Here is a 24,901-nt window from a genome sequence, read left to right as displayed (position 1 = left end):
GGGTCGTGTCCGAATTTCACCTGAGGATTGAACCAGGGATGTGTCTGAAAATCCCCATTTTTGTAATCCAGTGTATCATTATGCCGCCGACGACGAGTCCGCGGGTCTGACGCCGGCGAGATTGGCAATGTCCGTGATGCCGCCGGAGGATTCGAAGTCGAATATTTTCTGAGTCACCAGCGCGGCGGCACCCCGAGCCCAGGAATTATCCTCCCAATCGGGCAGGAGGGGCGGCGCGGTTCGGAAGGTCCGGGCGGCGAGGGCTTCGCGTAGCGGCGTCAGGAAAGGGTCGCCGAGGGAGACGGCTTCGCCGCCGGCGACGATGACTTCGGGATCGGTGATGTTGACGAGATTGGCAAGGGCGGTGCCGATGCCGCGGCCGGAATCGGCGACGAGGGCGAGGGCGGCGGCATCGCCTGATGCGAGCGCAGCCGACAATTCCGGCAGTCCCAGTTCCTCGCGGCCGGTCGCTTCCCGCCAGCGCCGGAGCATCGAGATTTCGGAGTGGTAGGCCATCAGACAGCCGCGCTTGCCGCATTCGCAGAGCCGGCCGTTCTCCTCGTAGAGAGTGTGGCCGAACTTGCCGGCCGCGCCGTTGGCACCGCGATAGAGCTTGCCGTCGATGACAAGCGCGCAGCTGATGCCGACGCCGACGGCGAGAACCGCCATGTTGCGATGCTGGCGGCCGAGCCCGAAGAGCTGCTGGGCGATGGCATAAGCGTTGGTGTCGTCCTCCAGCCAGACCGGCACATGGACGCGGCTGGCGACCAGCGAGGCGAGGGGGACATTGTCCCACTTGAAGCGGTAGCTGCGCACGCAGGCCGTCTGTTCGTGGTTGATGACGCCGGGCATGGAGATGCCGATGCCGGCGAGCCTCGCATCCGGCCGTCCGGCGAGCTTCACCAGTTCGGGCACGGTGCCTGCCAGCAGGTCGGCGACCTTATCGGGGTCGTGGCCGTCGAGGCTTACCCGCATGGCCGCGACGGGGTTGGTGGCAAGGTCGGTTGCCACGCACTCCACCGAATCGACCATCAGCTTGAAGCCGACGGCAAGCGCGTGTTCGTAGTTGATATCCACCGGGATCGGACGGCGGCCAGTGAGGCCGGGTACGGTCTTCCCTTCGATGACGATGCCTTCCTCCAGAAGGTCGGCGACGACGAAGGTGACGGCGGCGGGGCTGAGGCCGATGACGGTGGCGATATCGGCCCGGCTCCTTGGCCCCTCGCGGCGGAGGAGGTTGAGAATGAGGCGTCGGTTCATGGCTCTTGCCGTGGTTTGGTCGCCTTTTAACTTCACGATGCATTCCTTAATTTTGTAAATTAATTATTGCGAGCTGCAAAGATCTATGCATAAGTTCGGCCGCGGATCAACTCAGCCAAGCGGATTATCGCTGGAATCGCCGAGCGGATCGTAGCGTTGAATGCCTGGTCGGTCGTTTCATGGAGGAGGCGACGGTCGGGAGATGTTGATCGATCAACTGGGAGGAATTCAATGACATTTTTGAAGCAATTTCCGTCGACCACCCGCAGACGCTTCCTGAAAGGCGCGGGGCTGGTTTCCGCCGCAGCGGTCACCGGCAGCTTTCCGATCCCGGCGATCGCGCAGGCCCAGGAGGTCACGATGATCTCCGCCGAAAACAATGGTGCCGCACTCGATGCGCTGAAGGCGATTGCCGCGGGCTTCAGCAAGGAAGCCGGCGTCAACGTCGTCATCAACAATATGGACCACGAGGCCCACAAGACGGCCATTCGCAACTATCTCGTCGCCGGCGCGCCCGACGTCTGCTCCTGGTTTTCGGGCAACCGCATGCGCGCCTTCGTCAAGCGCGGCCTCTTCGACGATATCTCCGACCTTTTCGAGAAAGAGAAATATAAGGACGTGCTCGGCGCGACGGCAGGGGCCGTCACCGAAGACGGCAAGCAGTACGGCCTCCCCACAGGCGGCACGCTCTGGGGCATGTTCTATCGCAAGGATGTGTTCGAGCAGCATGGCCTGACCGTGCCGAAGACGGCCGAAGAGTTCATGGCCTACGGCCACAAGTGCAAGGCCGCGGGCATCACGCCGGTCGCGATCGGCACCAAGGAATTATGGCCGGCGGCCGGCTGGTTCGACCAGATGAACCTTCGCATCAACGGCCTCGACAAGCATATGGCGCTGATGAACGGCGAGATGAGCTATCTCGATCCCTCGCTGACAGCGGTTTTCGACCAGTGGGAGGCGATGATTTCGAAGGGGTTCTTCACGGAGAACCACACGTCCTTCGGCTGGCAGGAGGCCGCCGCGCTGCTGGCGCAGAAGAAGGCCGGCATGATGAACCTCGGCGCTTTCCTGCGCTCGGCTTTCACCGCCGAAGATCTGCCGCAGCTCTCTTACGCGACCTTCCCGGTGCTCGACGCGAAGGTCGGCCACTTCGAGGAGTTCTCGGTCAACTCGATCCACATTCCCGCCAAGGCTAAGAACAAGCAGGGCGCGCGCGAATTCCTCGCCTACTTCTACAAGCCGGAGAATCTGGCGGCCTATCTGGAGCCGGGCGGCAATGTGCCGCCGCGCCACGACCTGCCGCCAAGCAAAGACCCGCTGGTCAACGTCGCTGTCGAGACGATGAAGACGGTGCAGGGCACGTCGCAATATTACGACCGCGACAGCGATCCCGACATGGCGCAGGCCGGCCTCGTCGGTTTCCAGGAGTTCATGGCCAAGCCCGATCGGCGCAAGGCGATCCTGACGCGCCTCGAGGGCACGCGCAAGCGCATCTACAAGATCTAGCAGCTCTCCCAGGGGCGGCGGCGAACCGCTGCTTCCAAGGGGTGGAGGCTGTATGCCTCCACCCCTTGGGGGAGGTGCGCCTCTGCTCCCGGAGCACGCATGAGTATGCTCCTGTATTAATGAGGTTCTTGAGATGTTGATGTTATGGCGCCGCCAGCGTTGGTGGCTCACCCCGACTTTACTCATCGCGCCGGCGATATTGCTGTTCTTCACCGTCATCCTGCTGTCGGCCGTCAGGAGCCTCTGGATCAGCCTGCACGACTGGGACGGCTTCGGCCCGATGGTGTGGATCGGCTTCGGCAATTACGTCGAACTCTACGACGACCCCCAATTCTACGTGTCGTTGAAGAACAACCTGATCTGGCTGGTGATGTTCATGGCGGCACCGCCGATCGGGCTCGCCATTGCGCTGCTGGTCAACCAGAAAATCCGCGGCATGCGCTTTCTGAAGTCGCTGTTCTTCATTCCGCTGGTGCTCGCCTCGGTGACGGTCGGCGTGGTGTTTACCTGGGTCTATACGCCGGAGTTCGGGTTGCTTGCGCTGATCTTCAAGGCCTTCGGGGCGACGGCGCCGGCTGTTCTCTCCGACGAGCATTTCGTCACTTTCGCCATCGTGATTGCAGCACTCTGGCCGCAGATCACCTTCTGCATGGTGCTTTATCTCGCCGGTCTCAACAATCTCAGCGAAGAGCTGATCGGTGCCGGGCGCGTCGACGGGGCGAGGGGCTGGAACATGCTGTGGCACATCGTGCTGCCGCAGCTGACCCAAGTCACTTTCATCGCCATTGCCGTCACTGTCGTCGGCGCCCTGCGTTCGTTCGACATGGTGTCGGTCATGACGAACGGCGGCCCTTTCGGTTCGTCCTCGGTTCTCGCCTACCAGATGTTCGAACAGTCGATCTTCTCCTACCGCTTCGGTTACGGCGCGGCGATTGCCTCCGTGCTGTTCGTGATCATGGCCGCGTTCATCGTCTGGTACCTCAGCCGCATCATCCATACCGAAGAAAGGGGAGGCTGATGTATCCTCGTCCTATTCCCGAAGCCGCCATCTGGCAGCGCCGCCTCTATGTGCTCGCCGTCGTCATCGTCCTGCTGCTCTGGCTCTGCCCGCTGTTTGCGATCATCCTTACCTCGTTCCGCTCGACCGAGGATGTCATGGGCGGCAATCTGTGGGGATGGCCGACCGGCATCGGCGTCATCGACAATTATACGGCGGTCTTCACGCAGACACCGATGGCCCGCTACTTCCTCAACAGCCTGACGATCACCATTCCCTCGGTGATCGGCGTCCTGGTACTGAGCACGCTCGCCGGCTACGTGCTGTCGCGTTACCGCTTTCCCGGCAATATGCTGATCTTCGCGCTGTTCGTCGGCGGCAATTTCCTGCCGCACCAGATCATGATGATCCCGGTGCGCGACCTGATGGTCCGGCTTGATCTGATCGATACCACGGCAGCGCTGATCATCTTCCACGTCGCCTTCCAGACGGGCTTTGCGACGCTGTTCATGCGCAATTTCATCGCGGCACTGCCCGACGAGCTGTTCCAGGCGGCGCGAGCCGAGGGGGCCTCTCCCTTCCAGACGCTGGTGCATGTGGCGATCCCGCTGGTGCGGCCGGCGCTTGCCGCACTCGCCATCCTGATCTTCACCTTCATCTGGAACGATTATTTCTGGGCCGTGGTGCTGACCGTCAGCGACTCCGTCAAGCCTGTTACCGCCGGCCTTGCCAATCTTCGCGGCGAATGGGTGTCGGCCTGGAACCTGATTTCCGCCGGCACCATCGTCGTCGCCGTGCCGCCCGTCGTCATGTTCTTCCTGATGCAACGGCACTTCATCGCTGGTCTGACGATGGGAGCGGTGAAGGGATGAGCGATCTCCTAAAGTTCCAAGTTTCAACAGCAGAGAGCCAGGACGTATGACCAGTCTCGAACTCCGACAGATCAACAAGAATTACGGCGCCTATCATGCGCTGCGCGGCATCGATCTTTCCGTGGCGCAGGGTGAGTTCATCGTCATGGTCGGCCCCTCCGGCTGCGGCAAGTCCACGCTGCTGAAGTCGATCGCCGGCCTGGAAAAGATCTCCTCCGGCCAGATCCTGATCAACGGCCGCGACGTCAGCAAACAGGAGCCTGGGGACCGCGGCATCGCCATGGTCTTCCAGTCCTACGCGCTCTATCCGCATATGACGGTGGCGGAGAACATGGGCTTCGGTTTGCGCATGGCCAAGCGCCCGAAGGCCGAGATCGAGGCGGCCGTGGCGCGCGCCGCCAAGATCCTGAGGATCACCGACCAGCTGGAGAAGCGGCCGAAGCAGCTCTCCGGCGGCCAGCGACAGCGCGTGGCGATCGGCCGGGCAATCACCCGTTCGCCCGACGTGTTCCTCTTCGACGAGCCGCTGTCGAACCTCGACGCCGCACTTCGAACCCAGATGCGCGTCGAGCTCAGCAGCCTGCATGCCGAACTCGGCGCCACCATGGTTTACGTCACCCACGACCAGGTGGAAGCCATGACCATGGCGAGCCGGATCGTCGTCTTGAACCAGGGAGTAATCGAGCAGGTCGGCTCACCGCTCGAACTCTACCGCAACCCTGACAACCTCTTCGTCGCGGGCTTTCTCGGTGCCCCGCGAATGAACTTCCTCGGCGTTACCGTCGATGAGGTGTCCGGCCGCAATATCACGGTTTCGGCGCCGGGCCTGGTGCCGGTGACTGTCGAACTGGCGGAGGCCGCGGTGCTGCCGAAAGGCGCCAGCCTGACGCTCGGTGTAAGGCCTGAAAACATATCGGTGGTCGCCGACGCTGACCAAGGCGGGGCGATCAACGGTGCGGTCCGACTGGTCGAGCATCTCGGGCGCGAAACCATTCTCTACATCGATGCCGGAAATCTCAGGACCATCGCCTCGGAAAGCGGCACCGGCAACATCACGGTGCAGCTCAGCTACGTCGCGCCTTTTGCCACCGACCAGAACGTGGCGCTGAAGCTCGACGCCAGTGAACTCTATCTCTTTTCGTCCGACGGCGGACGCACGATCAGCACCCGCAAGACCATCCTCGACAGATAAACACAGGAAAGACCACCGTGTCCGACAAGACCCTCTCCGTATGGAACCCCGTCAAGACCGACCGCTTTCTCGTCGGCGCGCCGCACTATCCCGAACATGTCGATGAAAGCTATTGGGAACGCGACGCCGAGCGCATGGCGAAGGCCGGCTTCAACGTGGTCAGAATGGCCGAATTCGCCTGGCATATTCTCGAGCCGAAGCTCGGCACCTTCGATTTCGATCTGTTCGACCGCGCCATCGCCATGCTCGGGCGCTACGGCATCGACACGATCATGTGCACGCCGACGGCAACGCCGCCGCGCTGGCTGACCGTGGCGCATCCAGAGATTCTGAGGGTCGACGGCAAGGGTCGGCCAATGAGCCATGGCTCGCGCCAGCATTGCGACACGGCAAGCCCGGTCTTTCGCGAGCACAGCCGGCGTATCACCAAAGCGATGGCCGAGCACTATCGCGACAATCCTTTTGTCGTCGGCTGGCAGACCGACAACGAGTTGAACACCAGCATGCCGGAGAGCTTTTCGAAGGCGACGCTCACCGAATTCCAGGCCTTTCTCGCCGGCAGATATGGCGAGATCGACAAGCTCAACACGGCGTGGGGCGGCGATTTCTGGGCGACGGCCTATGACAGCTTCGATCAGGTGGTGCTGCCGATCGAGTTTGGCCCGACCTTCCCGAGCCCCGGCCACCTCCAGGATTATCATCGTTTCCTGGCCTTTTCGACGGCGCGCTTCCAGCACGACCAAGTGGAAATCCTGCGCGCCGTCCAACCCTCGTGGTTCGTCTTCCACAATCTCGGGGGCCTTAGGGATATCGACTTTCGCGGCCAGTTCACCACCGATCTCGATTTCGTCGGCTACGACATCTATCCGATGCTCTACGACGAGTTCCAACGGCTCGGAAACCACGCCAAGGTCCAGGCGCTGCACCTCGATATCTGCCGCGGTTTTTCCGGCAACTATATCGTTCCCGAGCAGCAATCGGGCTTCGGCAGTCAGCCGGGTTTCTGCACGCTGACGCCGGAGCCGGGCGAACTTCGTCGCATGGCGCTTTCCTCGGTCGCCCATGGCGCTGACGGTCTGATGTTCTTCCGCTGGCGCCCTGCGCATTTCGGCGCCGAGATCTATTGGATGGGCATCATCGACCACGACGACGTCGCCCGCCATCGCTATGAGGAGGCGAAACGCTTCGCAACCGAGATGACCGCGCTAGCGCCCAAGATCCTCGGCACCTATGTGCGCATGGATGTCGGCATTGCCGGATCCGACTTCGATAATCAGGAAGCTCACAAGACCTATCCGATCGGCCTGCCGAGCCCACAGGACGATGCGATCCTGCTGCACCAATATTGCTACGACCGCGGCATTGCCTGCGGCTTCATTCATCCCGAGGACGACCTTTCCAAGCTGAAGCTGCTCTATGTCCCCCACTGGGTGATGTGGAAGGACGAATGGACAGAACGGCTGAAATCCTTCGCCGAGCAAGGCGGCACCGTCGTCATCGGCGCGCGCACCGGCACGCGCAACGAAGACAACCACGTTATCCGCGAGACCGCGCCCGGCACCTCGCTGTCTCAGCTCACGGGCGTGCGCGTCGAGGATTTCGGCCGTCTCGCCGCCCCCGGCGCCAACGGGCTGTTCGACGTGATGGAACGCTCCGGCGGGCTTGTCATTCCGCCGAACAAGCCGGCGGAATCGCACCGGCGCGAGCGCCGTTTCAAGATCGGCAACCGCGAACTCGCTGCTGGCCATTTTTATGAAAACCTTGCGACCGACGGCGATGTCGAAGTGGTCGCGGCCTGGTCGAACCGCTATGCCGAGGGCCAGCCGATGGCGACGTCGCGCAAGGTCGGTAAAGGGCAGGTGGTCTATGTCGGCACCTATCTCACGCCGGATCTGACGGCAGCGCTTGGCGGGCGGCTATTTGCACCCGTCGGCATCGAGCCGCTGATCGGCGAGCTTCCCGAGGGTGTCGAGGTGACCATGCGGATGAATGACGACCGTCGGCTGCTGTTCATCCAGAACTACACAGACCAGCCGGCTGCCATCGGCGGCGTCCCCGCTGGCCGCGATCTCCTGAATGATGAAAACCCCGTTGCCGGCCGGCTCGATCTCGAAGGCTATGGCTGCGCGATCATCGAACTGCAGAGATGAGCTTGCGCGCGCCGTCGAAGCCCAAGAGCTGCCTCACACCAACCCTCTCCCCCCAAATGGGGCGAGGGAACGTGCCTGAAGCTCCTTCGGCTCAATACCGGTCATCATCGTGGAGCACCAGTCTGGGGAAGGAAGGCGGGAACGCAATGAATTTACAGCTCGTCGTTTAATGCAGTTTCGTGGAACTTATGTCCTCGAAATGGGCGGCAGGTGATGATCTACGCTTATCCTCGCTTGGATCAGGTCACGCGCAAAGATGTGAAGGCGAAGATTTTGCAAACAGCTCTTGAGCTTTTCTCGAGCCAAAGACGTAGGTTCGCCCCGGAGAACGCCCCCGGCAATTTCGGCTTCCTGGACCGCGATCTGGATTCGATCATCGGTGACCCGCCGTGTGGCTGCGTCAAGTGCGGAGAACTGTGCCATTACTCATCATAGCACAGTCTGAAGATCGAAACTGAGATAGTTTAAATGCGCCTTCATGAGTGCTGCGATCGCGACGTCGTTTGCGATATCCCCTGCATTCGTCGAAGTGCCGGCGGTAAAAGATCGTCTCGACGTTTCAGCGCCGACAACAATTCGTTTTCCGAGGACACGCCATTTCGAAATTCCGATTTGAGAAAGGTAAGCGCGGCACGTTTTTCTTCGGAGTCTGCAACAGCGTGGCTGCCCCGAAAACCGGCACTTCGAAGAACCGTCCTGATAAGGCCGATGTTGGTTGGATCATCAATTTCTGACAAATGAGTGGAAGACATGACGTCCTCCTTCCTGGGGCTAGGGTAATTGCCCTCAAACAGCAGCGCCCGTGACATAGCTGCCGTCACCTTTAAGGTGGTTACGATACCTTCAGTTTGCAATGATGCCGCGGCGGCGAACGTGGCATCACGCCGCCGCCGATGCATCGAGAGCGACCGGGGCGCTATTCGATGGGTTCCGCCGTCGGGATAGGGACCGGCGAGGCAGAGCCATAACCGGTTTCACTCAGCTGTTCTTGGAACTCGTTTTGATCCGCTTTCGTTCCAAATCTGGCGTGAAGCCTAGAAAACACTGCTCGCAACAGCTGGAATGCTCGAAAGTTCTTTATGCGTTCACGTAAGTATCAGTAAGCGTGCATAAAGAAAAATCGTGAAATTGTCGAACCATTTAAAATAAAATTTATAAAACGTCTGAAGAATTCATCCTTTTTCAATCAATTCTATTTCGGACTCAATAGTATTATAATTTATTCTGTCAGCAATTCACTTGACTCTTAACCGAAGGCCGCGATCCGCTTGAGATGACCAGACGCACTTTCGAGAAAATTACGACCAGCGAAATCGCAGAACGCGCTGAAAAGAACGTTCGCCTTAAAGCATGGGCGGCTGACCTCCACTGTGGTCATCCTGCGTTAAAGCCGGATGATCCTACATCCAGCAAAGTGAGCTAAAGCCTTGGCCGGGAGTTTGGGAAGGGTCTCATGATTGAGTGGGAGTGCGTTTTCGGGTCGAGCACAGCGTCGACGGCATCTGGGCTGTGAGCGACAGGAGAACCTGTTTGCCCGGCCGGCCTTCTGATAAATAGGGAATAACGACGATGACTTGGCGTCGTGAAATTGTTCGATGAACTGGCCTGATAGAGGCGCATTCATCTTGGAGTAGTTTCAACAGAGGGTTCTGTGTCTGCAAAAAAAAGAGCATCTCCGTACTCAAACAAAACGGAAATGCTCTTTCGTAGTTTAGTGCGGAGCCATACTTGTCAGCTCCGCACCGCTCGCACCTGAATTCTCGGCTATTCGTCTGATGTCACCGGCGCGGCGTCCTCCAGAGAGGTGCGGATTTGATCGATCTTTCCGTTTGCGTCGCCAACCCCCAAGATGGTTTTGGCTTCTTCCAAAACCGCCGGGCTGACTTCACCGGTTTTCGTCGCTGAAGCCAATGCGTCCTCAAGCGCCTGATCCCCCAACAGCGGGTCATCGGCCGCGGGCTCGATTCCATTGTCGAGTTCATACTGGGCATAAGCCACGGCATAGGCCGCGATGGCAGTCATGCGTGGGTCCGACGTATGCATCAATGCCTTATAGTTACGCTTCAAGGAGTTCAGACCCGCAAGCTGCGCCGACAGGTTTTTTTCTTTCGTGCCGGTTTTAGTCTCGTCTGCCTTCGCGGACTTCGACTTGCTTGTCGCCTCGGTGGATTTGCCTTTCACGCCTTGAGATTTGGAGTTGCCGTGGGTTGAACTGCCGCCCTGGCTACTGCTGCCATGGTTGCCACTGTTTCCACTTCCGCCGCCGTGACCGCCGCCATTGCCCCCACCGTTGCCGCCACCGTTTCCACCGTTCTTTGCCAGTGCGGTCATATCGATTCCGGCAATCGTTGCCGGGCTCGCTGCAAGAGCCAGCGAGAGCGCGGCCAGGGACGCTAAGGTTGCTATCCGCATTGTTTTCCTCCAAGTCGGAACAAGCGCCGTGCAGATACACGGCTTGAGCAGATAGGAGAGGTTAGACGGTGATCGCGCATTGCACATCGGACCGAGGTCCGATGCCGGCCCCGGCAATGGTCTTAGATGACCTGAAGTGCTTAACGTTTCCTTCTTCGCCCGAAGCGGCCATCGGTTGAGCTCGCTGCTGCTCAGTGTTTTCCGATTGTCTCGTCTGCGGACGCATCGCGGGACGAGTGCAACATAGCGGCGGCGAGCTCCTGTCGGGCGTAAGCGGCCTCGTGATATCGGCCGACGAGTGCGCTGAAGTCGGCGGCCTTCATCCCTTTGATCCCCAGGGCACCCAGCGTGACGATGCGCTGCCGGCGGTCGATTTTACTATAGATCGCACGCCAATTTTTTTTTGGCAGCGGCGCATCCTGATTGAGCCAGAGGCGCAGGGCAAAACGGCTCGATGCGTAGACCGCGTAGCCCGCAACATCCGTCCAGGCAACCGGCTTGTCCAGTCTGGAGGCGAGCAATGCGTCCGGGGTCAGCACCATGAGCGGTCGTGCCGCGCTCCGATAGAGAAAGGCCGCATAGAGAAGGGAGCTGACAGCGCCGACGGCGGTGATCGCGGCGATCAGTGACTGTGCGAATTCATCGTAGCCGAGGCCCAATTGGCCACTGAGAAAGACGACCGTCAGGCCAAATCCGGCGAAAATCATGGCGACGATCACCATCGTCCAGATCATCGGCTTGACGTTGTCGTAGACAACGGTCTCCTGTGAGGCCCCGGCAACCACCTTTTCAAGCACTTCGCGACGGCGGTCACGCATCATGCGCGCGTCGTCGATGAAATCCTTGCTCAACAGACGGCATAGTCCGGCCCAATCCGAAAACAGATCGTCCGCAAAAGAGCGAGCTCCCGGCTGCGGCTGGCGCATCGCTCGTCTCAGGAGGTCATCGCCAATTTCCACACCGAGGGCCGATATCCGCTGGATCGTCGGCGGATGGCTGTCGGTCGGATGCGGTTGCCGATCTCCCAAAAGGGGCATCGGATCGCTCCATCCATTGGTGGTGACCAGTTCCGTCGTCTGCGCGACGAGGTCAGGCCAGGCATCATCGGAAGCGGTATCATCAGATCCGGCATATGCGCGCTGAAGAACATAGGCGACGGCGGGAGCGATAATCCCCGTGCGGATGAGAGCCGAGGCGGCGTCTGCCGGCGTCGCCAGCAGGCTGCCGCTACAGTCAGCATCGAATTCTCGCAGCCGGCTCCAGTGTGCGACGGCATGATCGAACCGCTGCATGGCGTGAAAGCCGAGCTTGACCGCCGGATACAGGACGAAGCGACCACCGTCGGCGCGTCCAAGAGCTGCAAGAGCACGCCAGAGGCCTGCATAAATCGGCGTGAATTGCTGGCTATAGGTGGTGTCTTCGCCAGAAAAATGGGCGAGCTCATGGCCGATGATTGCCGCGATTTCGGCCTGGTCGAGAAGATCAAGATAGGCCGCAGGCAGATAGAGCGACCGTCCGGTCACCAGTCTGTCCTCAGGCCAGAGACGCAGCTGGCTCTCCGTTACGAAAAAGCCCTGGCCGAGGCCGACGATGATCGTGTCGGGCAACAAAGCCTTTTGCCACTCGGCCAGGCTGCGCACGAAACGCCACAGTTCAGGAGCCTGCGTTTCTTCGATGACGTGTCCCGCCGCGACAAGCGGTTCGGGTGTGAACAGGGCAAAGACATCCTTTAAGCCACGCAGCGCCATGAAGGCGCTGTAGGCTGCGATGACAGCGAGGACGACGGCGACCGCGAAAAGCTTGGCACTGCCCGTGGTAAAATCTGCCCATAGGCCCATGCTGACTGCTTCGAAGAGAGTCGCCGAAATGACGCCGACAGAAAACCCGATTACAACGGTCGCAAGAATGAACGGAAGGAGCGACCGCAGACGTTGAAAGCTCGTGATCAGTTGGCGCTGGGAGGCGCGCGCGCGGATCCCGGAAATGCCGGCCGCCATCAGTCCCAGCGCACCGCCGAAAAACGCAAGTACGGCTCCGCTGATCGTTCCCCAAACCAATGGCCGGCGGATCTGCGAGATTTCCAGCTCCTCGTTGGCTTGAGAAAGGGCTTCCTCGATTTGCGAAACGGCGACCAGGGCAGCAACGGAGGTGGGCTCGCCCGCTCCCTGGAAGGTCAGAATGGCTGTTGGATTGGATGCCGCGATGTTTTTCACCTGAGCCAGGGTCGTCGAGAGTTCGACCGAAGAACGGCGCGCATGTTCAAGCGTTTCGGCTGCACGCTGTGTCTGCCAAATCCCCAAAGAGACCAGTGCGATCGGCAGGAGCAGCACCCACGCCGCCAAGCCGAGGCTTGCAATTTTGCGGGTTCCTTGTCGGCGGCTGGTTTGCTCCATGCTTGTTCCCCCCAATTTTTCCTCCCCATTTGCGAGGTCAAAAAAACCTGGCCGCGCGCCCGTTATCGAAAGGGTGTCGACTTCATACAAGATGCCTCGCTGAGTTTCATGAGAGTGTCAAACGGCAGTCGCAAAATTTCCACCGCCATCACGCAATCATCGCGGCGTCAGATGGATGCCTGCGAGCGTGCAGCGGACCGATCCACCGGCGCGCTCGATCGTCGGGATATCAAGCGCGACCAGTTCGGCGCTTTCTTCGATCGTGTTGCGTTGATCCCGGCTCAGGGATGCAAACGCCGTGGTCGAGAGCGCAAGGATACGCCCCGCATTTCCCTGGAGTTCGAGAGCGTTGCCGGCGAAAGAGGCGATCTGATCGTTGGTGAGTGCGATGACGCCGCGGCCGGAGCGCTCCAGTCTTAGAACGACCTCCCGCCGTCTTGCTGCATCGGTCATCATCTCCAGTCCGATCATGGCGAAGTCGGTGGCGATGCACATCAGGACATTGGTGTGATAAACGGCGACGCCGTTTCCATCCCGCGCGTCGAATACCATCGGCTCGAAGTTGAAGTGGGTCGAGAAGCGTTCCAGCGCGATTGGATCGGTGCGGTCGGAGCGGACGGCATAGGCCACCCGATCGATGTGATCGAGAACCATGGCGCCGGTGCCCTCGAGAAACAGTCCGTCCGGCTCGAGGCCGGAATAGTCGATCACCTCCTGCACCCGATACTGGCTCTTCAGCATTTCGATGACGTCGCTGCGCCGCTCGTGCCGGCGACTGACGGCCTTCATCGGATAGATCGCCACATGACCGCCGGCATGGGTGGAAAACCAGTTGTTGGGAAAGACCGAATCCGGTGTCTCGGTACCGATGTCGTCGAAAAGATGCACGTTCACGCCATGGCTTCTGAGCACATCGGCCGCCCGGGTGATTTCGTCGTAGGTCGCCAGTGAAAGGGCTTCCGTCGTATCCGGGCTGGACTGGAACAGGTTGTCGATGGCGGTCTCGGTATTCACGGTGAAGTGGTGCGGCCGGACCATGACGACTGCAGAGGGCGCCTGGACGGAATATGTGACCTGTCTTGGCATCATCGCGCTCCTATGTCTGCCTTGCTCGCTGCAACATGCCGAACAGGTCGCGCGGATCGTCCGGATCGGCGATGATATCGAGGTCCTGGTAAAGCCCGGTCCCCCTAAGCCTGTCACGGACATAACGAAGAGCGGAAAAATCCTCGATCGCGAAACCGACGCTGTCGAACAGGGTGATTTGACTGGCATCGCGGCGGCCGGTCGCCTTTCCCGTCACAACCTGCCAGAATTCGGTGACGGGATAGTCGGCATCCATCTGCTGGATCTCGCCCTCGATGCGGGTCTGTGGCGGATATTCGACAAAGGTATCGGCTCGTAACAGGATGTCGCGGTGCAGCTCGGTCTTGCCAGGGCAGTCGCCGCCGATGGCATTGATGTGGACGCCGGAGCCAACCATGTTGTCGGTCAGGATCGTCGCGTACTGCTTGTCGGCGGTGCAGGTCGTAATGATATCGGCATTTTCGATAGCCGATTGGGACGAGCTGCAGGCGGTCACCGTCAGCCCCGTGCCTGCAAGGTTGCGGACCATCTTTTCCGTCGCCAGCGGATCGATGTCGTAGAGCCTGATGTGATCGATGCCGCAGACGGCTTTCATGGCAAGCGCCTGGAATTCCGCCTGGGCGCCATTGCCGATCATGGCCATCGTGCGGGCACCCCTGGGTGCGAGGTGCCGCGCGGCCATGGCCGAAGTTGCGGCGGTTCTCAGCGCTGTCAGCAGGGTCATTTCGGTGAGCAGCACCGGATAGCCGGTCGAAACTTCCGCCAGAAGGCCGAAAGCCGTCACGGTCTGCAGGCCTTGCGCCATGTTCTTCGGATGGCCGTTTACATATTTGAAGCTGTAGATTTCGCCGTCCGAGGTCGGCATCAGCTCGATCACACCTTCGCCGGAGTGAGAGGCAACGCGCGGGGTTTTGTCGAAGGATCCCCAGCGGCGGAAATCCGCCTCGATGACGTCGGTCAGTTCGGTCAAAACGGTTTCGATGCCGATGTGGTGGACAAGACGCATCATGTTCTCGACGCTGACGAAGGGTACGAGAGCTTTTTCCGATGGAAGGGGCGACGACATGCTGAGTTCCTCCTGCAAATGCTCGAGGAGAAAGACTAACTGTCCTGCATGTTGGCCGAAAGCTCAAATCTGTGCTAATTCTGGCAGTAAATTGTGCAATTCGTTCAGCTCATTTGCGCGATTTTACCAGGGAGGCAATATGACCATCGCGAAATACGCACCCGACGATCTGGATCGCCGGATTATCGCTCACCTGCGCGCCGATGGGCGCGCTTCCTTGAGCAAGCTTTCCGATGCACTCGGTGTCGCACGCGGCACAGTTCAGAACCGGCTGGATCGCCTGATGGAGACGGGTACGCTGCTCGGCTTCACCGTCCGGGTGCGGGAGGACTACGACGTCAATGCCGTGCGTGCCGTGATGATGGTCGAGGTCGTCGGCAAGTCGACGACCCAGGTCATACGAAAGCTCCGCGGCCTTACGGAGATTTCAGCGCTGCACACGACCAACGGCAACTGGGACCTCGTCGCCGATATCCGGGCCGCAAGCCTTGCCGACTTCGACCGGGTTCTACGCGAGGTGCGCATGATCGACGGTGTCGCAAACAGCGAGACCAGTCTCCTCCTCAGCAGCGTCTGAGTGCTGCCAAGTGTGGTCGACGCGGAGCGCCATCACGATGGGCCGGCGCTGCGGGGGATGGCGAAGAAGCCGATGGATGCTGCTCAAATCGGCGGCTGTTGGCTTTGACTTCGATTTCTGACGGCGCGTCGAGGTGTGAATTGGCTCTTCCCCCGAAAGAGAATCACGCCAAGCGCAAATCGAGAAGCGGGTGTAACTTCTTGAGATTCGGGAGGGACTTCGCTTGCCATGGATATTGGTTGGTGCCTTTGACAACGAGCAGGAGGTCGCCCATTTTTCTGGCTTCAATCGTCAGCTTAGCCAAGAGATTTATGCCCGAGGAATTGAGGAATTCGAGACCCGTCAGGTTGAACGTCACCTGTTTGTGCCCCTCATGGAGCAGGCCGAATACCAATGAGTAAATCGGCGCATAGGCGTCCGGTCCCGCCAGCCGGAATACGCCATCGAAAAACACCTCGTTTTTCTCAGCCCATACGCGGAAGTTTTCGTCGCTGATTTCCATTCTTCGCTCACAGATTGGAGGAGGGTGGCATCGCCACAGCTGCAGTCGTCGTCAGTATGATATGCTGGTCACTATTGCCTTCGAATGCCCATGCCATTTTTGCGTCGTAGTCGCTCAAAAGGGTGAGCAAGCCCAAGCCCGACCCGCTTGCTGCGGATATGGCATTGGTTTCGATTTGCTCAAGAAGAAGTTCTCCTGGGTCCTTCGATTGAAGGCGATGCAGCAGTTGCTGAAAGCGAGATGATGTCACGCCATCGATCGTGTTCTTGACCCGTATTAAGAACGTTCCGTCGAATATGCCGGCCTCAATGAGGATCTCTCCAGGCTGTCGAAATTTAACGGCATTTTCGATCAGCTCATTGCTGAGGTATCCGATGTCATGATGCGCCTGCATGTAGTCTTTTCTTGACCGTGAATAGGGCAGAGCCATGACTTCCGCTATGAAGTCCGCAGTCATTCCTGAGTGCTTCCATCCAAGCTGAAGCGGTCCATCGCTTAACGTGAGGCGAGTGCCCGAACCCAGGCTTATGCCCACCAGAGATTCCATACCATATACCGTTGGCGTCATGTCTCACCTATGTCGCACTGCGAGCAGCGTAATATCGTCGTAAATCTTCTGCGATCCGATGAAGAGCATTAATGTCGCTACAATTCCGGAAACGACTTTTTCGGCGCTCTGATCCTTCAAGCGAAGTGCTTCGCGGCAAAGACGTTCGATGCCAAACAGTTCTCCCGCGTCGTTTTCGGCTTCTGTTATGCCGTCCGTATGCAGGAGTATGAGGTCCCCCTTCTCGAACGCTATTTCACGGGTTTTAATGAAGGCAGAAATGTCCGCTTCCAACCCGATTGGTATGCCGAGATCCATGGTATCTATGCGCTCGACTTCGCCGTTCGCCCGCACGACAACAACTTCCTCGTGTTGTCCCGACAGGATCATCTCTTTTCCGTCGTAATCAAGAAACGCCAGAGTGAGATGCTTGTCGATTTTAGTCCTCACGATATTTTTAAACAGGGCGCTGTTCAGGTCCGTGAGAAATTTGACTGCATCGGTGTTTCCGGCTTCCTGCAGGGCGCGGGCGACGGACTGCACCATCAACATCAACACGCCGCTTTCGAGCCCGTGTCCGGTGACGTCGCCGATGCCAATCTTCAACCGATTTCCGCTCTTCAACACGTCATAATAATCGCCGCCGACTTCTTCCGCCGGTCTCATATAGGCTGCGATCTCGAGGGCCTGAAATTCTTCAAGCTCCTGATGCAGCGGAAGAACCATGAGCTGGATTCTCTCGGCGACGGCCAGCTCTGTTCCGAGACGTCGATTTTCTCGCTGGAGCTGTGCGTTCAGGGTCGAAATCTCTTCCTTTGCATCTTCGATTTGAGCGGTTCGCTCTTCGACGAGCTGCTCGAGATTTTCGGTGTGATAGCTGATCTCTTCGGCCATGCGATTGAAGGCTTCACCGGCCTCACCGACTTCGTCCCTGCTTGTGATGGCCACTCTGACGGAATAATCCTTCGCCTGAATCCGTTTGGCGGCCCCTGCCAGGGCGCTGATTCCGCTGGTTATTCGTTTCGAGGCCGCAAAGACCGCGATCGTCACGATCAGTAGGGACATCAGGATCGCCAGAATTTGGTAGAGCACGATCCGGTTCGTCGCTTCGGAAATCTTGGCCTGGGCCGCATAGAGCGAGGCCTGGATTTCTCGCTCGGGCACAACCACCCCCAGCAACATCGCCTCTTGCCGAACCGGGCCACTGACCCAGAGATTGGTCGCCGGCAGTTTCTTGACGATAGCGATATAGGGGACCTCGTTGCCGTCCTGCTGCAACAGCAGGTGCTGAATGCCCTGTTCTCGGTCAAGAGCCAGTTTGGCGATGGCAGGCTGGGAGCTTCCCTTTAGGGAGCGCTCCAGGCCGGTCAAGGCGCCGGCTCCGCTCGCATCGCTCGCAGAACGCAGACCGAGGGTTTTTTCTCCTGTGCTGTTGATCGCCACAACGTTTCCGTCGGACATTGCGAGAAATCCAAAGCCGGACTGGGCCACTTTCACATTCTCAACAATCTGCGCGAGCTGGTCGAGTGTGATGTCCGCGCCAGCCGTCCCGGCGACATCCTGCCGGTCGGCTGTCCACAATGGATGAAAGAAACTGACAATCAGCTTTCCGGTAATGGCATCGGTATATGGAGCGGTCTGCGTGATATCGTCGGCGACCGGCCGCGTTTTCGCGTCCTTGGCCCAGCTCTGCCAGGACTCGTAAAGCCCGGGGAAAAAGAAGTCCCAGAAATCGGCTTCGTTGTGCCCCGAATAAAGGCGATCGAAGGTCTGAGCCTGGTCGGTGTAAGGCGCCGTCCTGAAGATTGGCCGTTCTTTCGGTCCGATGTAGTACATCTGCAGCTTGGAAGCGCCGTGCTGCAGCAGGCTCGGCGCAACGATGTCGAGAACCGCGCTCGTCTCTAGATCGCGCTGGATGTCGGGTTTCGGCCGATGGTCAGGTCCGAGCAAGTAACCCCAGACGCTCACAACCGAAGCGGAGCCGGGCAGGTTCTGAGACCATTTTCCCTTCTCGTCGTAAACAAGGCTGACGCTGCCAGGCGATGTGCGCGCGATCGCCGCGCCGACATCGGAATTACGCTCGGGATCGTCGATTTGCGCCTGGAGCACACCTGCCAAGGTGCCGACGTCGCTATGAACCTGCCGCAGGAGCAAACTCACCTGGGCTGCGGTGGAATCAGCATATGTACGGATGTATTCCTGGCTTGCCGCTTCAAGGCCCTGTCCGACTTCGAGGGTGGCGTCGCGCGACAGCCTCTGAACATTCCAAAGTGCTAGTCCGCCGCTGACCAGCAGATCAAAGAGGACAGCTCCACCGACAACCAAGATGAACTTTGCCCGAAATGAGCCTAGTCTTGCCGGTCTCTTCGATGATCTCTCGTCCATCACAGCGGCTTTCGGCCGGAAGCTGCCCAGATCGGCCAGCCTGCATAACCCTTGGGGTGAAGAGCAGCAAAGACATGATCTTTGAATCCCTGCCGGAACCTGCGAATGAAATCCAATGAGTCGCCCCTTCGAACGGCCATCTCACCTGCGTAGACATTTTCCCAAGCTTCGATGATGTCTGCGAAGTCTTGGGGATCCCCGTCCAGGTTCGTGACCATAAAGGAATCGACCCTGATACTATCGAACCCCGCGTCGGCGAGGAGATGGCGGCTTTTCGGCCCCATCTCGACATCCATGTCGAAGTACCTGAACAGTTTGGCGACCTCCTCGTAAGTCCATCTTATTGTTTCAGCATGTGGTTCGCCCAGGCAATGCGAATTTTTTTCGTTGGTGATGTAGACACGGCCGCCAGGCTTGCAGATGCGATAGAGCTCCCGCAGCAGCATCTCGGGACGGTTGAAGATCTGCAGTGAATGTCGGCAGGTCACAAAGTCAAATTGATTGTCTCGCAGCAGCATTTGGGAGGCGTCACCATAGGTGTACTCGATTCCCTGCAGATCGAAGTCGGCAGCGACCCTGCGAGCATATTCGAGGCTGCGCACGGAATGATCCAGCGCGACAAGGCGTGCCGGTTTAAATTCCCTCTGAATTAAGGCCGCGAAATCACCAATTCCGCAACAGATATCCGCAATGACAAGACCGTTGCGCAGGCCGTGGCGAGGCAACAGTTCACGTTCGTGCCTCCATGTCATTTTCGTCTGGGTGCGCAGAATGGGGATGAAAGTCTCATCCTCGACAAAGCTCTGGCCCGGATAAAATGCCGAATCGTAGACTTCAACCGACAAGTTTGGTTGTGCTGCCGCCAGCGTCTCGAACAAAGAGGTCGACCATGCCACCACGCTCGATGTGATGATGACGATCTTCCGTTCCGGCCTGGTCCGGCAGCTTGCCGTGAGGATATCGGACAGGGTGGCGAAGGCAGTCATGTTGATGTGCGTCAGACGTTTGACATTGAGGTAAACGACCCCGCTGTATTTTTCCAAACTTTGCTGCACCAGCTTGAGGACATCGGCAATCTCAGCGGCGCTTTCGGGTCGCATCTTGCCGGACAGCAACAGCTCCTGATTTGTCGGATCAAAATGAACAGTAAAGGGCAAGGGGAGCAGGCTCATCGGAAGTCCTCGGCCGAAGGGAAATCCGCAGTGATCTGTATCCCTTGTCCGCTGTCTTTCTCAATTCGGATCGTGGCGCGGAATATTGCTGCCAAATCGCTGAGCAAAACCGTCCCGTCGGACTTCATCACCAAGTATCCAGAGCCGGCGCCGGGGACAGGTTGGTGTTCGCTTGATCTTGCATTGGTGTGCTTGCGGCCAAATGCTTCCTCGCCGGGAAATGCAATTCTCAGCCGATTGACTGTCGCGCTCCTATAGAGACTGAAACTTATCCTTCCTGGCTCGCTCGTTGAACGGAAAGCAAGTTCGATGAGCTCGTTCGTCGCGACGGAAAGAAAATTGGAATATCGAGCGGGATCGCTGTGACCTTGGCCGAGAATGTCTGAGAGATATTCCGTAATCCTGTCGCAAAACTGCCATCGGGATTTGAACATTGCAACGTTCAGTTCCAGCGATACCATCGGCGCAAATGCATGGTCATCGAAGCTAGCTGCTTCCTGTTCCAATACACCCTCCCTTCTTTTACCTGGGGCGTCAGGTTGATGCTGCGGTCTCTAAAGGCACGGCGAAAATCGGTTGTTCACTGTGGTAGCGCAGGGCTTACGGATGTTTCCGCCCGGGTGATGAACTCGGCAATCGCCTGGACCGGAAGCGGCCTGCTAATCAAATAGCCTTGAAGTCTGTCGCAGCCCACACTGCGCAACCATTCCGCCTGACCCGGCGTCTCTACGCCTTCGGCTGTCACCTGCATGTCGAGGTCATGTGCGAGGTTGACGATGCAGCGGACGATTGCCTGGCCTTTCAGATCGCTTTCGAGGTCGGTGATAAAATATTTGTCGATTTTGATCGTGTCGAACGGGAATGTCTTCAGATAGCTCAGGGAAGAATATTCGGTCCCGAAATCATCAAGCGAGATTCGTATCCCTAGCACGTTGAGAGTATTCAGGGTGTCGATATTGTTGACGGTCCGCTCAAGGAGCACGCTTTCGGTTATCTCAAGCTCCAGACGGTCTGGCGGCAACCCGATCAAGTCTAGCGTTTGGGATACCCGATCAGTGAGGCCGCTTGTCAAGAATTCAGCCGCGGACAAATTGACCGCGACGATGTAGTTCTGCGGCCAGTTCATTGCCTCGCGACATGCCTGCTCCAAAACCCATGCACCTATTTCCGGCATCATTCCATCGGCCTCGGCCATCGGAATAAATGCCGTTGGCGGGATTTTTCCAAGTAGAGGGTGGTTCCATCTGAGCAATGCTTCGAAGCCGACAATGCTGCCGCCCTCGGCGATGGGTTGGTACTCAATAGAGAATTGTTCTTGGACCAGGGCCATGCGAAGGCTGCGGCGCAGCAGTTCGCGTTGTTCCAGCAACTCAAGCATTGACGGATCAAACGGTCTTGCGCGACCGCGCCCGTCCTTTTTCGCGGCGTAGAGTGCGACGTCGGACGCCTTCATCAGCTGCTCCGGAGTTGTACCGTCCGGTGGAGCAGCAGATATGCCGATGCTGGTACCGACAAATAGTGCGATGCCATCTATCGTGAAGGGCTTTTTGAATGCATCAACCAAAGATTCTGCTAGCCGATGCCCTTTGGCGGGATGTCCCGGGCCCCTTGATATGACGGTGAATTCGTCACCCGCCAGTCGATAGGCTCTGTCGTCGCTGGTAAGGCACTCTTGAATGCGGCTTGCAGCGAGCTGAAGGAGCTTGTCGCCGGCCGGATGCCCAAGCGTGTCGTTAACGGGTTTGAAATCGTCAAGATCGAGTTGCATCAGGGACAGAGTCTCGTTCGAGCCTGCGGTCTCCCGTAACAACACAGCGAGGTCCTCGCTGAACTGGCGTCGGTTCGGCAATCCAGTGAGTGGATCGTGGGTGGCCAGATGCAAAAGGGTTGCGCGCTCATCGTCGGCAGATTCCTCTGACCGAACCACGGCAAACAGATCTCCGATCCGATAGATCGTCAGTCCGTGCGACGCTGGCGTGCCAAGATCCCCCGATATTTGCAAGGGTTGGGCACTGTCACCCAAAGAACGGAGGGCGAGTGTAATCGCCGATTTGTCCAATTCAGGAAAATGCTCCCAAAACGACGCTGCCGGTTTGACAGAAGCAGGCAGCTCATTGCCCAGCAAATTCTCGACGGGATTGAAATCGCGGTCAAAGAACAAAAGCCGGTCGATGGAGCTCGAAGCTTTTGCCTCTGTTTGTCCGAGCGCCGAGGGGGCCGCATGAATTTTCTGCATGTCCGAGGCCCTCCCTAGTCGCATGTCATAACCAGATATTGTAGCAAATCAGCTCCCGCACAACTTGTGCACGCCAAGATTTACATTAGGCATTTCTGATTAACAATCCCCAACCTCTGCCCAACTCGCGCACGGATGGGCTTATACCACTTCTTTATTACCGCGACCCATTTGCATCCATCGTCTCGGCGGCGACCCCTTCGATGAACTGCGGGCAGGGGATCTCACGCGCCCGATCCGCACTCAGTCATGAACCAGTCGATAAAGCGGCGGACAGGCTTTTTCGCCCAGCTGTTCGATATGACGTAATAGCCCTGGTTCTCTGCCGTCGCGATGTCGGAAAGCATCAGCAGATCGCCGCGTTCGATCTCGCGGCGGAACACTTCGACAGGGCAGAGCGCCACGCCATGGCCGGCGATGACGGCCGTCGCCAGCATGTTGAAATCCTGGAATATCGGCCCTCGAAGCGGCTCCGGCGCTTTCTGGCCGGCTTTGCGGAACCATTCCTTCCAGCCATCGACGGATTCGTCGTGCAGCAGATCGGCGCCGGCGAGCGAGACGTCGTCGATCGTCCAGTTGCGTTTGGCAAGGTAATGGCGACTGGCGACGGGCTGGTTGCGGCGGGAGAAGAGCAGGCGGCTTTCCCTGCCGCCGCTCAGATCCTCGCCCATGGTGATCAGCACGTCCAGGCTCTCGTCGTCGAAGCGTTCTTCGGCGCGCGCATAGACGATCCTGACGTCGAGATCGGGGTCGCTCTCCTGGAAGGAGGGCAGGGCCGGGACGAGCCAGCGAGATGCGATCGAGGGAATGCAGCCGACGGTGATGGCCCGCATGTTGTGATCGCGCCGCATGTTGCCGGTCGCATGCGCGATCGCCGCCAGCGATCCTGATACGGCGCGGTAATATTCGCCGCCGGCTGCGGTCAGCGCAACGCCGCGGCCTGATTTCTGTAACAGCTTGCGGCCGAGCCAGGTCTCCAGATGCTTGATCTGATGGCTGATCGCCGCATGGGTAACGTGCAGTTCGTCACCCGCTTTCGAAAGGCTCATCAGGCGGGCCGTGGCTTCGAAGGCGCGCAGGGCGTTCAACGGCGGCAGTTGCATTTGTAAAATTTCCTCACAGATGACGCAAGAATCATCATTTGAAAATGCCAGCTATTTCAATAGCTAATTGTCGTGAGCGATAAAAATGAATCATCGCTACATCTTCAATAATTTATCAGGAGAATCTGCGATGTTCGTCAGAAATCTGAAGGAGGTGGAGCTCACCGAGCGTTTCGTCGACTGGGGCAACGGCACGAGCCACCGCTTGCTGACCAAAGACGACGGCATGGGCTTTACGGTTTGCCATACCGTCGTTCGCGCCAATAGCGAGGCCTTGCTTCAATACCGCAATCACCTGGAGGCCTGCTATTGCATCAAGGGCGAGGGCGAAGTGGAGGATATGGACGGCAACGTCTTTCCGATCCGTGCCGGTGATATCTATGTGCTGGACAAGCACGACCGCCATTATCTGCGCGGCGGCAAGGATCAGGATCTCATTCTCGTCAGCATCTTCAACCCGCCGCTGACGGGCACCGAACGGCACGACCTGAACAACACGAGCGGGTCGCAATACTGAGCCAGAGCATGATGCCGAAAAGTGTGAGCGGTTTTCGGACGACATCATGCTCTAACTATATAATGTAGAACAGGATTCAGATTTTAGGCCGACCCGGCCTAAAATCATCCTGTTCTAGCCGATCATTTCGTCGACTTTTTAGGTGGAAAGCAGAGCCCGGCAAATGGCGGGCTCTGCTTCCGGCGTGAACGGCAAGACGCCCGCTGCCTATTTGTGGCGACTTACAGCGCCGCGCGCAGCCTATTGCTGCGGCTGCTGCTGGCCCGGCGGCGGCGTGCCGATTTTTTCCAGAACTTTCTTGGCCAGAGCCGGGTCGCTCTGCGCGGCCGTCAGGATCGACGAGTATTCCTCGACAGAGATATCGGGAGAAGCTTTGACGGTGTCGACCATCTGCTTCTTGGCCTCCTCCTGCAGCTGTTGCTTGGCAGTCTCGTCCTTCGTCGCGCCGATCTTGGCCGAATATTCCTGCCTCACCTTGTCGACCTGCAGATAGGCAACGGCGAAGGCCTCGATTTTCTGATCGCTGACGGCTGCTGTCGCACCGGTGCCGTCGGGCTGTCCCTGCATCGGCGTCTGGCCTTGCGCCGGCGGCTGCTGTTGCGCCTGGGCCGTGTCGACAGCGGATGCCGGGCTGAAAGCAAGCAGACTGAAGACCACAGTGCTCAATGTTGCGACAGATGTGTAACGATTGATCATATTCATTCCTCTTCAAGTGCATGATTTGATCGGCAGCAAGACCGCCTCGGTCGATCGCTCAGCCGCTCAAAGGCCGGCGAGGTCGCGACGATGGAACCTTTAAGAGGGCACGGTGCGGCGGTAAGGGGGCGATTTGCTGACGATTGAGCGGCAGCTTTGTGACCGCCGGCATGTCGGCACGTGCGGAAAATTCCAGTCAATGCCGGATTCTGTGATGCCCGGACCTGCGGTG

General features: G+C 58.6%; 22 protein-coding genes. 8 read left to right on the top strand and 14 right to left on the bottom strand.

What is annotated here, in order from left to right:
- Positions 1–78: 78 nt before the first annotated feature.
- Positions 79–1,296 (bottom strand): ROK family protein, encoded by a 1,218-nt coding sequence (locus ELH03_RS13205; RefSeq protein WP_128401502.1) that lies wholly within the window; start codon positions 1,294–1,296, stop codon positions 79–81.
- A 195-nt stretch (positions 1,297–1,491) separates the two neighbouring features.
- Between ELH03_RS13205 and ELH03_RS13200 the strand changes: the two genes are divergently transcribed.
- The 6 genes from ELH03_RS13200 to ELH03_RS13175 all read left to right on the top strand — a co-directional run bounded on the left by ELH03_RS13200 (position 1,492) and on the right by ELH03_RS13175 (position 8,412).
- On the top strand, positions 1,492–2,766 hold the full coding sequence (locus ELH03_RS13200; protein WP_130766400.1) for an ABC transporter substrate-binding protein: 1,275 nt from the start codon (positions 1,492–1,494) through the stop codon (positions 2,764–2,766).
- 133 nt (positions 2,767–2,899) lie between these two features.
- Positions 2,900–3,784, top strand: a complete 885-nt coding sequence (locus ELH03_RS13195) for a carbohydrate ABC transporter permease (RefSeq protein WP_024320897.1) — start codon at positions 2,900–2,902, stop codon at positions 3,782–3,784.
- Positions 3,784–4,635 (top strand): carbohydrate ABC transporter permease, encoded by an 852-nt coding sequence (locus ELH03_RS13190; RefSeq protein ID WP_024320898.1) that lies wholly within the window; start codon positions 3,784–3,786, stop codon positions 4,633–4,635. Before ELH03_RS13195 ends, ELH03_RS13190 begins: the two co-directional genes overlap by 1 nt.
- A gap of 46 nt (positions 4,636–4,681) precedes the next feature.
- Positions 4,682–5,827, top strand: a complete 1,146-nt coding sequence (locus tag ELH03_RS13185; protein WP_130766399.1) for an ABC transporter ATP-binding protein — start codon at positions 4,682–4,684, stop codon at positions 5,825–5,827.
- Between the two features lie 17 nt (positions 5,828–5,844).
- Positions 5,845–7,977, top strand: a complete 2,133-nt coding sequence (locus tag ELH03_RS13180; RefSeq protein WP_130766398.1) for a beta-galactosidase — start codon at positions 5,845–5,847, stop codon at positions 7,975–7,977.
- Between the two features lie 213 nt (positions 7,978–8,190).
- Positions 8,191–8,412, top strand: coding sequence for a hypothetical protein (locus tag ELH03_RS13175; protein WP_130766397.1), 222 nt, complete (start codon positions 8,191–8,193; stop codon positions 8,410–8,412).
- A 41-nt stretch (positions 8,413–8,453) separates the two neighbouring features.
- On the opposite strand, the gene ELH03_RS37405 is transcribed toward ELH03_RS13175, so the two are convergent.
- The 5 genes from ELH03_RS37405 to ocd all read right to left on the bottom strand — a co-directional run bounded on the left by ELH03_RS37405 (position 8,454) and on the right by ocd (position 14,934).
- Positions 8,454–8,729 carry a hypothetical protein gene (locus tag ELH03_RS37405; RefSeq protein ID WP_164902054.1) on the bottom strand — a complete coding sequence of 92 codons (276 nt, stop codon included), beginning with the start codon at positions 8,727–8,729 and terminating at the stop codon, positions 8,454–8,456.
- Between the two features lie 1,012 nt (positions 8,730–9,741).
- A complete protein-coding gene (locus tag ELH03_RS13165; RefSeq protein ID WP_128401496.1) occupies positions 9,742–10,389 on the bottom strand; it encodes a hypothetical protein in 648 nt (215 codons plus the stop codon).
- A 191-nt stretch (positions 10,390–10,580) separates the two neighbouring features.
- Positions 10,581–12,782, bottom strand: coding sequence for a M48 family metallopeptidase (locus tag ELH03_RS13160; protein ID WP_130766396.1), 2,202 nt, complete (start codon positions 12,780–12,782; stop codon positions 10,581–10,583).
- 156 nt (positions 12,783–12,938) lie between these two features.
- A complete protein-coding gene (ctlX, locus tag ELH03_RS13155; protein WP_165420521.1) occupies positions 12,939–13,871 on the bottom strand; it encodes a citrulline utilization hydrolase CtlX in 933 nt (310 codons plus the stop codon).
- 7 nt (positions 13,872–13,878) lie between these two features.
- Complete coding sequence (gene ocd / locus ELH03_RS13150) at positions 13,879–14,934, bottom strand: ornithine cyclodeaminase (RefSeq protein ID WP_130766394.1); 1,056 nt, start codon at positions 14,932–14,934, stop codon at positions 13,879–13,881.
- Between the two features lie 139 nt (positions 14,935–15,073).
- Here ocd and ELH03_RS13145 point away from each other — a divergent pair, with 139 nt between their 5' ends.
- A complete protein-coding gene (locus ELH03_RS13145) occupies positions 15,074–15,511 on the top strand; it encodes an Lrp/AsnC family transcriptional regulator (RefSeq protein ID WP_018242678.1) in 438 nt (145 codons plus the stop codon).
- Positions 15,512–15,674: 163 nt separating this feature from the next.
- Here ELH03_RS13145 and ELH03_RS13140 read toward each other — a convergent pair whose 3' ends face one another.
- From ELH03_RS13140 to ELH03_RS13110, 7 genes are all read right to left on the bottom strand, one after another.
- Positions 15,675–16,013, bottom strand: coding sequence for a slr1659 superfamily regulator (locus tag ELH03_RS13140; RefSeq protein ID WP_024320904.1), 339 nt, complete (start codon positions 16,011–16,013; stop codon positions 15,675–15,677).
- 7 nt (positions 16,014–16,020) lie between these two features.
- On the bottom strand, positions 16,021–16,581 hold the full coding sequence (locus ELH03_RS13135; protein ID WP_024320905.1) for a slr1658 superfamily regulator: 561 nt from the start codon (positions 16,579–16,581) through the stop codon (positions 16,021–16,023).
- 3 nt (positions 16,582–16,584) lie between these two features.
- A complete protein-coding gene (locus ELH03_RS13130) occupies positions 16,585–18,948 on the bottom strand; it encodes a SpoIIE family protein phosphatase (RefSeq protein ID WP_128410052.1) in 2,364 nt (787 codons plus the stop codon).
- Positions 18,945–20,117 (bottom strand): class I SAM-dependent methyltransferase, encoded by a 1,173-nt coding sequence (locus tag ELH03_RS13125; protein WP_128404813.1) that lies wholly within the window; start codon positions 20,115–20,117, stop codon positions 18,945–18,947. Before ELH03_RS13125 ends, ELH03_RS13130 begins: the two co-directional genes overlap by 4 nt.
- Complete coding sequence (locus ELH03_RS13120; RefSeq protein WP_128404812.1) at positions 20,114–20,623, bottom strand: hypothetical protein; 510 nt, start codon at positions 20,621–20,623, stop codon at positions 20,114–20,116. Before ELH03_RS13120 ends, ELH03_RS13125 begins: the two co-directional genes overlap by 4 nt.
- A 74-nt stretch (positions 20,624–20,697) precedes the next feature.
- A complete protein-coding gene (locus ELH03_RS13115; protein WP_128404811.1) occupies positions 20,698–22,353 on the bottom strand; it encodes a putative bifunctional diguanylate cyclase/phosphodiesterase in 1,656 nt (551 codons plus the stop codon).
- Positions 22,354–22,577: 224 nt separating this feature from the next.
- Entirely contained in the window at positions 22,578–23,456 is an 879-nt protein-coding gene (locus ELH03_RS13110) for a LysR substrate-binding domain-containing protein (RefSeq protein ID WP_130766392.1), read from the bottom strand.
- Between the two features lie 130 nt (positions 23,457–23,586).
- Here ELH03_RS13110 and ELH03_RS13105 point away from each other — a divergent pair, with 130 nt between their 5' ends.
- Positions 23,587–23,973 (top strand): ectoine synthase, encoded by a 387-nt coding sequence (locus tag ELH03_RS13105; RefSeq protein WP_128404809.1) that lies wholly within the window; start codon positions 23,587–23,589, stop codon positions 23,971–23,973.
- A 240-nt stretch (positions 23,974–24,213) separates the two neighbouring features.
- Here the strand turns inward: ELH03_RS13105 and ELH03_RS13100 are convergent, their stop codons facing one another.
- Positions 24,214–24,669 (bottom strand): DUF4168 domain-containing protein, encoded by a 456-nt coding sequence (locus ELH03_RS13100; RefSeq protein ID WP_128404808.1) that lies wholly within the window; start codon positions 24,667–24,669, stop codon positions 24,214–24,216.
- Positions 24,670–24,901: the final 232 nt, after the last annotated feature.

This window comes from Rhizobium beringeri (genome assembly GCF_004306515.1).
Taxonomy (GTDB): Bacteria; Pseudomonadota; Alphaproteobacteria; order Rhizobiales; family Rhizobiaceae; genus Rhizobium; species Rhizobium beringeri.
This window is presented reverse-complemented; position numbering and strand designations above follow the sequence as displayed.